At 68.1% G+C, this 12,074-nt stretch carries 1 protein-coding gene (running past one end of the window); it reads right to left on the bottom strand.

The annotated features are described in order from the left end of the window. Window positions 1-11,948 carry the start of a hypothetical protein gene (locus tag BLW84_RS37065; RefSeq protein ID WP_143061230.1) on the bottom strand. Its footprint begins 40,297 nt before the window's first position, so the window shows 11,948 of its 52,245 coding nt (coding positions 1-11,948); the start codon lies at window positions 11,946-11,948; its stop codon lies beyond the left edge, outside the window. Window positions 11,949-12,074: the final 126 nt, after the last annotated feature.

Here is a 12,074-nt window from a genome sequence, read left to right as displayed (position 1 = left end):
CGCGGGGTGGGCAGCGGTGGCGCCGGTTCGATGGCGTCCGGGCGGCTGGTGCTGGGGATGGATGCCGCCGGCAGGCCCAGATCCCGGCGGATGTTCCTGGCGCGATCGAGCGCCGCGCTCTCGCCCCGGGTCACCAGGTCGAAGACGATGACGTCGTGCAGATCGTTGTACAGACGGCGGCCGAAGTGCCTCGCTTGCTCCGAGTAAAGGGGAATCTCGCGCATGGCGATCGCGTGGGCGCGTTCCTGCTGCGTGTGTTTGCCGACCTTGTCGCCGGGGTAGATCGTGTCGAGTAGCTTGCGCACCTGCTGCCCGCGCCAGTCGAGCTGGATGGCGATGGTCAGCACATCGCGCAGTTGCGGCTCGGTGAAAACGACGTCCTGGGCGAAGGTGTACGTGGCAGGCCGCAAGGCCGCCGGCAGCCCGGCAACGTAGCCGACCACCTGGTTCATGGTCACACCGGGCCCGATGTCCAGGTTGCGGCCCCTGGTCAGGTCGTCCTGAGGCAACTCGGGCCGCGCCGGCTCGTACCGCTGGCCCTTGCCATGCATGAACGCTCCGGTTCGCCCGGGAGTGCTGCCGACCACGACCCCCTCAGGCACCACGACGGATTCCTGCTGCCACAGCTGGCCCAGGTCGGTCATGCCGAGGCGCAGTGCGAGATCACCGGTCGCCATGACGATGCTGTCGTCGTGCGCGTCCACCTGCGTCACACTGCGCTGGTGGCGGGTCTTCACCGACAGGAAGTACTGCCAGCTACCGCGGAATATGTACTTCTCGTCGTTGTAGACGTTCCGCTTACCCCAGTTCGTCGCCCCCCGATCAGACACGAAATGCGTGTCGTGCTCGGCGAGCACGTTGCCCTCCGGGATAACCCGGGCATTCGGGTTGACGGCACCCTCACCCTCCGAACGGACGCCCATTCCCTCGCCGCGCAAACCCGCCGCCGCGCCCACCGCCGTGGCCGCGGACTCGCCGAACCGTTTGCTGAGCTGGTCGATCGTGCCCAGCGTCGCGCCCGCCTCCGGCGGCACCTTCTTCAGCAGCGTGAACTCGGCAGGAATGGGTTTGGCGTGGACACTGACGTCCATCCGGCTCTTGCGGAACAACCCCCGTCGCACCACAACCTTCTCGGCCCCGTAGCGGTCCTTGCTGTGAGCCATGGCGTGCATACCGCCGCGTACCGTGCTGCCGCGCGAGAGCATGTCCAGCACGAGCCGGCCGGCACTGCCTTCCTCGGTGTAGCGCGATTCCTTGGCCGCCGCGTTCTCCAGGTCCGTTGCCGTGACCGCGCCCGGCCGCAGCGGAGCATTGTTGACCAGGTCCGCTACGAACGCGCCCGGCGGCAGCGGAGCATTTCCCAGCTGCGCCTTCAACACCGACTCGAACGCTTTGGAGGTGTACTCGCCGATGGCCAGGCTGTAGAGGCCGTCGCCGACCTCCAAGACAGGGCTCGCCCCGTCCGGCAGCGTGGCGTGGACGGTCACTGAGGGCCCCTGTGCCGGGCGCTGCAGCGCCGGAGCGAACCCGGCTTGCGGCGAAATCAGCCCCACCTTCCCGAGCACGGTCGCCGGCACCGACACCGGGGCGCTGCCGCCTTCCTCCGGCGGCGGCGACTTCTTCCGCAGCTTCGCCGGACCCTGCGGCCGACCGTCCCGCGGCGGCAGCACGTCCTTGTCGACCGCATGCCCCAGCGTGATCGCCTTGAGCAAGAAGCTGGGCTTTTCGTGCCGCGAGAACTCCAGCGTGTACTTCACCTTCACGTCGGTGCGCGCGACGAGCTTTTGCGTGGTGCTGACGCCGCGCTCCTCCTTGGCGCTGCCGTCCAGGATGGTCACCTTCGTCTTTTCGCGGACCGCCACGAGTCCGGTGCTGGCCCCGCCGAACGTGTCCGCCCCCCCGCCGGGACGCGGTTCGGCGTGCGCGCCGCCGACCTGGGGACCGCCGCCGAACACCAGGGTCCTCGCCTTGGTCAGCGACGTGAGCACGATCGAGAAGGCGACGGAGGCCATCGACGTCGGCATCACCGGGGAACGCCGCACCGGCGCCTCGTCCTCGTGGTCCGACCTTTCCGCGGAGATCCGCACGTTGACCACTTCGTGGAACCCGAACAGCCGCCGCCAGCCCTTGCTCGCCGGATTGACGATCGACAGCACCGCGCCCTGCTCCGTCGTCCTGCCCGCCAGGGCGTCGCTCAACGTGACATGCCCGTCCGGTTCGGCCAGCACTTCCTCGATCGGCCGCAGGATCTTGTCGCGGAAGTCGGCATCGGTCACCTGCAGGAAATCGAGTGCCCGCTCGACCTCGGCAAGGGGCTGCCGTCCGTGTACTTCGGACGACTCCACCATCGTCCCGTTGTGCGAACGGTAGTCTTCCGGGTTCTCCGGCAGCAGGGTTTGTACCGGGGACGCCTCGATCCAACGACGAACCGACGACTCCGACACCGACTCCGACAGGTCGTGATCGTCACGCAGCCGCCGCACGATCGTCGCGACCGTCACACCGGCGTCGGTCCACTCCTTGATCCGAGCCCGATGAGGCTCGAGCTCCGCCTTTGCCGTCTCCTGGGCATCCGCCTGCTTCTTCCGGTGCTTCTCCAGCTCCTTGAACAGCTCGGACGGCACCTCCTCGCCGTCCGCCTCGTACAAGCTGATGGCGTCCTCCAGCGGCATCACGATCACCGCGGCGTTGGGCACCACCGAAATCGCCGGACCACCCGGCAGCCGGCTGTTGATCAACCAGTTGACCGCGCGGCTGGACGTCTCGTAGGTCGTTTTCCGGTCGACGGCGAAGACCGCCGTGGGACCGGAGTACGGGAGTACCTGCAACGGGCCCGGAGCCTTCAGCACGGTCTTTCCGAGGTCCCTGTTGTACAGCCCCAGCAGGTTGCCCAGTACTCGCCCAGCGCTGCCGGGCATAACACTGATCACCGACAGCAGGATCCGCACGCCCAGTTGGTATCCCCGGGAACGCGACCTGACCATCAGCGGCAACTGGCTGGCATAGCGGTACAACTCAGGGGAGTTCTTGGCACTCTGCGTGCTCAGCAGCCGGTAGTTGCCGAACTCGCTGGTGTGGACTTTCTTGGTGAGCAACCGCGACCACAGGCCGCCGGTCGCCACCTCGGGCACCTTCTGTGCCCGGCCACTGAGCGCGAGGTCGGCGTCCACTCGATGAGCGCCGTAGCTGTCGAACGTTTCGACCAGTCGGCCCACCGCGTCGCCGGATCCCTTGTGCGGAGGTGTTTCGTACCGGTACTCCGTCGTCGTCCCGTCGGGCAGGACCTCGTTGAAGGTCTTCAGCCCCTCGGGACTCGACCACGTCTTGAACAGCCGTGGCGGCTTGTGCTGGGGCGCATCCGGCCGTCCACCGTCGGCGGGAACCAGCGAGCGAGCACCCGACAGCTCCGCGGCAGCCCGGTCGGCGGGGCTGACCCGCACCGTCTGCGGGTACGCGAAGTTCCCCACCTTCTTGGGTTCGAGCCTGCGGAAGGTGACACCGTCCGGCAGCGACCCGAGATACGTCCGCTCCTCGACCTCACTGGCGGGCAACGGCTTGGTCGCCCAGGCGAGCTTGCTCTCCGGCACCACCAGCAGGACCGCGTTTTCGATGCGCTCGCTGAACACTCCCTGTCGCGGCGACGGCACGGCTTGCGGCGCGGGCTCAAGCTTGGTGCCGGACTCGTCCTTGCGCAGCACCCTCCGGAACGCCTTCGGCCTGGACCACGACCGCGAGTCCGGGGAACCGGACGCATCGCCGGGCTCCGCACGCTCCGTCTCATGTGGATACAGCGAGTCACCAGGCGTGAGGCCCGCCAGTTGCGCGTCAGCGGCCGTCGGCGCGGCCCGGCGGTCACGCACGTCCGAGCCGATCATCGTGCCACCGGCCAGCAAACTCTGTGCCACGTTCGGCAGCTGCCAGGAGGTGTGTACGCCCGCTACCCGCACGTTCGCGTAGCTTTCGACGAGGTTCGTCGCGACGTACCCACGTGCGTCCTCAGTCGCCCAGCCCTGCATGTTGGCGCGCCGCGCGTTGAAACTGGCGCTGACGCCCACGCTCGGCATGTTCCAGGAGCTCGGCTTGCCCCTCAGGAACGAGAAGAGCCCGAAGACGAACCGCAAGAACCGGTTGACAGAACTCAAGCGGCCACGCAGGTTCAGACGGTTGTCCTCCCAGGTCCTCGAGCGGTCGGAAGACGGCTGGAAACTGTCGGGCACCTCCGTCTCGATGCGCACCGCGACCCGATGTGCCCTGCCGTCGGCCTCCGCCCAGGTGAACGCGAACTCACCGGCCGTCGCACTGCGCATCGCCTCGGTGGCCTTCACCGCGGCAAGCTCGCCCCGGCCGGCGTCGGGGTGCCCGCCAAGGGCTTCCCACAAGGCGGCCTTGCCCTGTGGGCTAAGTGCAAATCTCCCGGAGACCATCTCGGCGAACTCGCGGACCTTCGGCTCGGGCACCTCCTTCACTTCTTCCGGCGCCACCAGGAAGGCGGGGGCGCGGCTCTCGGGCGGTACCTCGATGTCCTTCGACTGCGTCAAATGGCGGGGAACAGGCAAGCCGGCACGGATGGCCACGTGCGCCGGCACCGCTACCCGGTGGCCACCCACCTCGTAGACCAGCCGGTCGTAGAACGCCGCCAGCTTGTTCTCCAGGTAGACCATCGAGAAGGGGCCGTTGTGGGTACCGAACCCGCCTTCCACGTTGAGCCCGCCCATTAGTCCGGTCACGAGCCCCAGAATCTCGCCGGCGGCCAGGCCGCCACCCGCGGCGAGCTCGACGCCTTCGAGCTGAGACGTGTTGAACTCGACCTTGTGCTCCTCGCGCCGAATCGCCTCGGTCAAGCCGACAACACGAACTTGCTCCCCGGCGGTGATCGCCTCGGTGATCTCCTTCGGCAGCCGGATGCCGTTCCCGGCGAGGCGGTCGATGTCCTCCGGCGTCAGCTCGACGGTGTCCTCATCCTCGGCTGCTTTGACCGGCGTAATGTGCGCCACGCGCAGGCCCGCATCCAGGATCGCCACCGCGGGTCGCCGCCCCTCGGCGCCGGACCCGACCCGGACGGCCATCGTTGCCGCGATGGCCGGGCTGCCGCCGTCGCCCTCCATGGCCAGGTTGATTTCGGTGTAGTCGAGGTCATGGCGCGAGTCCACCGCCGGTCCGACCCACACCAGGGGACGAACGAACGCGTCGGAGTCAGAGATCGGCTCGATCGTCCCCAGCGGGATCCGCAAGACCGCCCTGGCCGATGCCTCCTGAGTGTCGACGTCACGGTCCTCCGTGCCGCTCGACTCGAGCGTGATGGGCGCCAGCGTGGGCGGCACGGCACTACCCGGCGGCTGGTGCAGCTCGACCTGCACCGGGACCAGGATCCGGTCGCCCGTGGCGGTCCGGATCGGCAGCTCCCGGTTGGTGAATGCCTCGGCGAGCTCGACCAAGCTCATCTCGCGGATCTGCGACTCGATGGCCGCACGGTCCGCTCCGCTGTACTCAGCCACCGCGTCGACCAGCGACGAGACGCCCTTAAGGCTCTCGATGGTCAGCATTGAACTCATGGCGAGCAACTGGAGCTCGGCTGCCTGCTTGGCCATCGCCGCGGTGGCGGTGGCAACGGTCTGGTACCTCTCGATGGCCGCGTTCAGCGTCTCGTGCTGCTCGCGCAACTCCGAGCCGAGGGCCTTGGCCTCGTCGTGCAGGAGCTCCGACTGGTCAGCCGCTTCGGCGATCCGGTTGTCCCGCTCGGTCATATCGTCGAGGTCCCGCGAGAGCAGCGACTCGGCTTCCCGTCGCTGCTCCCCGTCGAGACCAGGGGAGGTGAGTGTCTCGATAGCCTGCGCGGCTTCGGCGATCTTGGCGCGGTAGGTCTGCGCGGCCTCGCGCGCGTCGGCTTCGACGCGGCTCGCCTCCTGGGACCCGGCGCGGACCCTGTCCACCAGGCTCTCGGCCTCGCCGCGGACGGTCTCGCTCTGGTCGATGAGCTCGGCACGGGCTTCTCGCAGCTGTGCGAGCCCGGCGTCGGTCACCTGCCACGAGAGATGGGTGGCGGACACAACGTCCGAGGCTTCCCGCACGAGTCGCTGCGCCCGCTCCACCGCCGCCGCGGACCGGGCAAGACGCTCGTCCGAGTCCTGTGGCGGCAGCGTGCCCGCGGGGATCTGATCGATCTCCACACGCAGGTCAGCGAGCCGGACCCGCTCAACGTTCAGGTTGGCCAACGCGTCGGTCAGCCGCTGCTGAGCCCGGTCCCAGGCCGTCCGAATCGCACGCGCGCTGGCTTCCGCCGTGTCTTCGGCCTTGTCGAGCGACACGGGGTCGATTTCTCGCAGGTCAGCGTCGATCTCCGCGAACAGGTCGGCGGACCGGTCGGCCTCCGCCTTGACCTCCGCCACCCGGGCGCCGGTGACATGCCGGCGGTGCAACGGGGTGAAGCTACGGACGAGACCGCTGTCGTTGGCGATCCACCTGGCGGCCTGCACCACGGACATGTCGTTGGCCGCCGCCTCCGTCTTCACGACAGAGGCCACCGCCTCCGGATCCAGCTCGTGCAGTTCGAGCAGGTACGAGTCGAACAATGCCTGCACCGCAGTCACGGTGCGGGCCTCGACCGCAGGCCTCTCGCCGCTGGCGTGGATTTCGTCGCTGAGCACCTGGCGGGTGAACAGACGCCGATTCGGGCCAGGCTCACCGTCAGCGGATGAGGATGGCGGCGGCGCAGCGGTCTTGAAGGACCGGATGATGTTGTCCGTCACAAACCCCGCGCTGACGCTGTTATCGCTCCTCTCGACGATGCGGTCGGCCACCCGGATCACGTCGTCCGGGTCGAGGCCCTGTTCAAGCAGCCACTCCCGATCTTCCGCGGCGATCGACGGCCGGAAGTCCGGCGGAATGTCAGCAAGCTCTGGCGCGTGCGCGAGATCGCGGGCGAAGCCTGTGCGTGTCCACGCTTCGACGCCCATCACCAGCGCCATCATCGGCGCGTAGCGAATGTCCCACTCGGTCCTGAGCTGGACCTGCTCAACGACCCGTGCCATGTCGTCGAGGTTGATGCCGTCCTCGCGGAGCAGCTGCATATCGACGGCCCGCAACACCTCCGCGTCGGTGTCCGCACTGACCGAAGCCAGCGACGGCGCCTCCGCCAGTTGCTCGTCGAACTGCTGCCGGTTCCCCCCGCCCAACCGGAGCTCGCGGGAGATGTTCTCCGCGATGCGCCCGATGGACACCTCGCGGCCTTCCTGCTCCCAGACCGCCTGCACGACAGCGGCGACAGCGGTGAACTCGAAGTCGGCACCGAACTTGGCACCGAACACTTCGGCGGTTCCGACATGCCACTGGACGATCCCGATCAGCTCACGATCGAGATCGGCCTCTGACGGCGCCGCGGCGCGCACCTGCTCGAACTTCTCCCAGGTCCATTTCTCCGTGCCGAGCGCGCGGGCGACGTGCCTGGACAACGCTTCCGGTTCGACTACATCGGCGCTGGCGTCGATGGCGTTCTGCAGCGCCGTGGCCACGTCGTCCTGCGAATACCGGTGGCGGGCCAGCATCTCCGGGCTGTGCTGATTCGCTGCCTCCCGCACGGCCGGATCGACCGCGCCACGGGGCTGCTCGCGGAATGCATCGAATTTCTTGCCCGACCACGGCTCCGTCCTCGTTTCCGCGGCCAGGTAGTCGGCGATTTGGTCCAGGCTGAGACGACCCTCGGCTTGGTGTTCGAGGTGATTGACCAGCCAGGCGATCTGTTCGGGGTCGTAACCGTTGCGGGCGAATTCGACGCTGCTGAAGTACGTGGCCGCCGAGTCGGGCATGACCTGCCCTCGCGGCGCGCCAGCGTCGGCGTAGAGGGCGGCGACCATGTCCGGACTCAGCGGCTCGATGCCGAGCCGCCGCACCAACGCTGCGGCGACCACAGCCTCTTCGATGGTGTTCCCGCTGCTTGCCGTGATCGCCGCAGTCACCTGCGCGATGTCCATCACGTCGTAGCCGCGCACCTGTGTGCGCACGGAACTGCTGTTCGTGACGACGGCCGCGAATGCGGGGGCGGACTGTTCGGGGTCGGCGCGCAGTCCGGCCGCCGCCAGCTCGACATGCAGCGGCGTCCAGCGCAGACCCGGCCCGCTACCGATCTGGGCGGCCAAAGCCTCGCCCTCGCCGAGACTGGCCGTGCTGGGCCCGCCCGCCTGGTGCATCCGCCACGCGAGAACGTCGCGAGCCGCCTCCACCGGTGAACTGCTGAGCTGCCGGAAACCACTGATCTTCGGCAACGGATTGATCGACGACAACGCCAGATCCAGCGCCTGCTCCCGCAGCCGTGCCACGTGCTCGGGGTCGCCCAGTTCGTCCAGCGCCATCGACGCCACGTACCCCTCGACATCGAGGCGGTCCTGCGTCCACTCAAGCGCCATGCTGCCGCGGTCCGCGGCGATCTCGTCCGCCACCTGCAACCCGGCAGCCCAACTCCCGCTGCTCGTCGCGGTGGCGATCATCGTCCGGATAGCCCCGGCCAGCTCCTCGTCACGCTTGTCGGCATCACTGATCTCACCCGTGTCGAACGCCGCGGCGATCAGCTTGTCCGCGCTACGCAACGCTTCCTCGGTCGGGCTCTGGATCGCGGCCTCCGCCTTCAGCCGCTCCTCCGGCCAGGCCGCCCGCAGGTCAGACTCCGCGCCGAACAAGGCACTCGCCTGCCTCGTCGTCTCGTTGCCGGTCGCTGGGTCCATCAGGTCCGCAGCAACCAGCGGAGCCAACCACTCCCGCTGCTCGGGCCTCAACAACGGGGCCGACTCGGCCAGCACCCCCATCGCCTCCGCTACCAGGCCATCCCGACCGGGTAGCTCGCTCAACGCGACTTCCGCCGCCTCCAAGTTGGTGTCGATGGCCTTCCGAAGCTCAGCCAACACGTCGTCCGCCCGCAGGTCAGACTCCGCACCGAACCAGGCCCTCACCTGGTCTGTCGTCTCGTTGCCGGTCTCTGGGTCCATCAGGTCCGCAGCAACCAGCGGAGCCAACCACTCCCGCTGCTCGTCGCTCAACAACGGGGCAAACTCGGCCAGCACCCCCATCGCATCCGCTACCAAGTCATCCCGACCGGGTAGCTCGCTCAACGCGACTTCCGCTGCCTCCAACTCGGTGTCGATGGCCGACCGAAGCTCGTCCAACACGTCGTCCACCGTCTGCCGGACATTGGCCCGGCCCGGCGCGTTCTCTGGCGTGGTGGCACCGCCGCCGAGCCCAGGACGGAACCGGTGCTCGAGAGCCAATTCCGGACGCAACGTCCCCGAGATCTGGCTCAGGAGCACCGGTTCCCGGTGCGGATACCGAGCATGCGCGCCCAGCGGTCCAACGTTGGCCCCCAGATCCGGATTGTGCCGCCTCTTTACGCTGTCGGCGATCAAAGCGATGGCGGCCCGAGACTCCGCGTCATAGCTGCGGAGGTCGCGGTAGGGGGCGCCGTCGTCGACACCACGGATATCGACCTCGTCAAAGATCCGTCGCGCCTCCTGCATTTCCGCCGCGTAGAACTCCATCGACGCTGCCAGAGTGGTCATGTCCTCGACGGTCTGCACCTCCGCGCCCGAACTCGTGCGCATGGTGTACGAACGGGTCCCGTCACTGCTCATGCCCAGGCCGGCGACGACCTTTTCGGCGTCCCGCGCGACCCGGCCCCTGTCGGCATCGATATGCAGCAGCCACACGACAGCGCTGAGCGCCTCGGAATACCGCAGATCATCCTGCTTCAGCCGCTCGAAGTCGCTTACCCAGCGCAGAATGTCGAGAGCTGCCGGTGCCTCGGCATATTTCGCAGTCGCCTTCGGTATCGGGCTCACCCACGACGGTCGCGCAGACTCGCTCCCGGGGAGTTCTGGTTGCTTCCGCCTCTCCCGCAGTCGTTCCAGGGCGCCGTCAACGGCCTCCTTTCCGGACTGCCCGGGGTATCGCTCGGCAGGAGTCATGGCCAGGCGCCTTGCCTCGCTCAGCACCTCGGCCAGAAACGCGCCGGGCACCGAGCTGTCGGGTCGCACCTGCACCCGCGGCAAGGCTCGACGCAGTTCCAGCTCGCTCACCTTGTACAGCTGGCCCCAGTTCGTGTCCGGCCATGACAACGGCTTGGTCGCCGGCCGGGCGGTCCCGAGCTGACGTCCGATCGCCTGCGAGGTGTTGCGAATGGCCAGGATGCTGGCCGCGTCGATGCCACGCACGATGAGCTGTTGAGCAACAAGGTAGGCCAGCGGGCCACGCAGGTGCTCGTTCGGTCTGGTGAAAAGGTGGACGCTGTCGACGATCACCTGCGCCAGCCGCAGCAGATCCCGCTCCAGCGGGTCCGAGATCTCGTGCAGGGCGCGCACCGGCATCGCAGCGGCGTTAGCTTCGCGGACAACCCGCTGTGGGGTCCACGCCTGCGACGGCACCGCCCTCGACTTCGCCCCGGACGCGGCCCCGTCCTGCGAGCCGATTCCCAGGTCGCCGGCGATCCGCTGGACCACCTCGGACGGCGTCCGCGCCGGATCCTTGCGCACCTGGTTGGCCGCGGCGAACGTCAGGTCGTTGGACGAGATGCCTTGGGCGAGCGCGCTGGGCCAGTCGACCTTCTGCTGGACCGCTTCGCGCACCTGCAGCCAGCTGTCCCAGGTCAGGCCCGGCAAGCTGGGCGGGAAGACCGATCCGTCAGACCGCTTGCCGACCACCAAGATCCTGCCCAGATCACCCAGCGTGGCGCGATCGACCTCGTGTCCGTCGGCCCGCCACACCGCCACGTTATTGGCACCGCCCGGTTGGCGCGCCACGACGTAGGCCTCACGCGATTCGCCGTCCAGCACGATCGCGGTCGCGGCGCCGCCTTTATCCGCACGCACCGCTTCGATGACGCCGTTCAACGTCCCGCCCATGACGACCGGCGCGGTCCACATGCTCTGGCCAAGCTGAGACGGCTCACCGATCCGCGCCTGGCGGATCTCGTCCTCTAGCACCAAAGCGAGTTCGGCCGCGCCGGGCCGCACGAACCGGCGAGCGTCGCCGTAACTGAACTGTGCAGGCTTCGGCAGCTCGCTCCGCAGCTCCTCGAACCTCGCCGCCCGATCCTCACTCACCGTGGCGACATCCTGATCGCCGATAAGCGGCGAACCGTCCGCGTCCATCGCGATGGCGGCTACAGAGTTGCCGGCGCCAATGGGAGCATTGGCGCCGGTCATGTCGTACGACATGCCGCTGTGGAACCGCCAGACGTGGACGTCGCTGTCACCCACGCGCCGCATCGCGAAAGCCTGGCGCCCGGCTTTGTCTATCAGCACCGCGGTCGCGCCCTCACCCCGCAGCCTGAGCAGGTCTCGGACCTGGGAGAAAGCACCCGGCCCCGAGCCGACCGGAGTGGGCTCCAGCGTCCATCGCTTGGCCGAGTCAGCTGGTAGGTGCCCGACGGCCGCCTGCACATCCTCCATCATCGTCAGGCTCAATATCGCCAGCGGGTCCGCGTCTACGGTCGGCGGAATATCCGCGTATTCCTCGGCGAGCCGGGAAACCTGCTGGTCCGTCAATGCGGCCTGACGGCCGAAGAGCAGCCTGCCGTCAGGCATGTAGGCCACCCCGAACAGCGGCCCGGCACCAACCAGATCGCCAGGTCGCGCCTGGGATCCGTCGTGCATGCGGGAAATCTGGAAGTCGTTGCCGCGCCCCTCCAGGATGAATCCCTTGTGCGTGTCCGGTGCGAACACCAGCGCCCGCGCACCGTCGCCGGGTCCTGACTGGCGTAGCCCAATTTCGACCCGTCTCATCGCCACCAGGTCGTTACCCAGATAAGCGAGCGGGTAATTGGTCATGCCTCGCCCGCCGGGCTGATCGTTGGGTCCCAGTCCCAACGCTTTTGCCTGCAAGACCAGCGCATTGTCGAACCCTGCGAACCTGTCGCGGAATCCAGCCAACGTGTACTTCGGCACGTCGGAGGACGGCCAGGATGCCATGATCGCGTCGAACAGTCCTTGGTCTTCCTCAGCCAGCGACGACCCGGCTCCTGCCTCCGGCGGCGCGCCACCGGGGAGCTTGTTCTGCTCTGCCCGCGCGCGCAGTCCGTCCGCGACCCACCGGAG

Source organism: Saccharopolyspora shandongensis (genome assembly GCF_900106995.1).
GTDB lineage: Bacteria > Actinomycetota > Actinomycetes > Mycobacteriales > Pseudonocardiaceae > Saccharopolyspora > Saccharopolyspora shandongensis.
The sequence above is the reverse complement of the archived record's forward strand: the minus strand, read 5'-3'. Positions and strand labels throughout refer to the sequence as shown.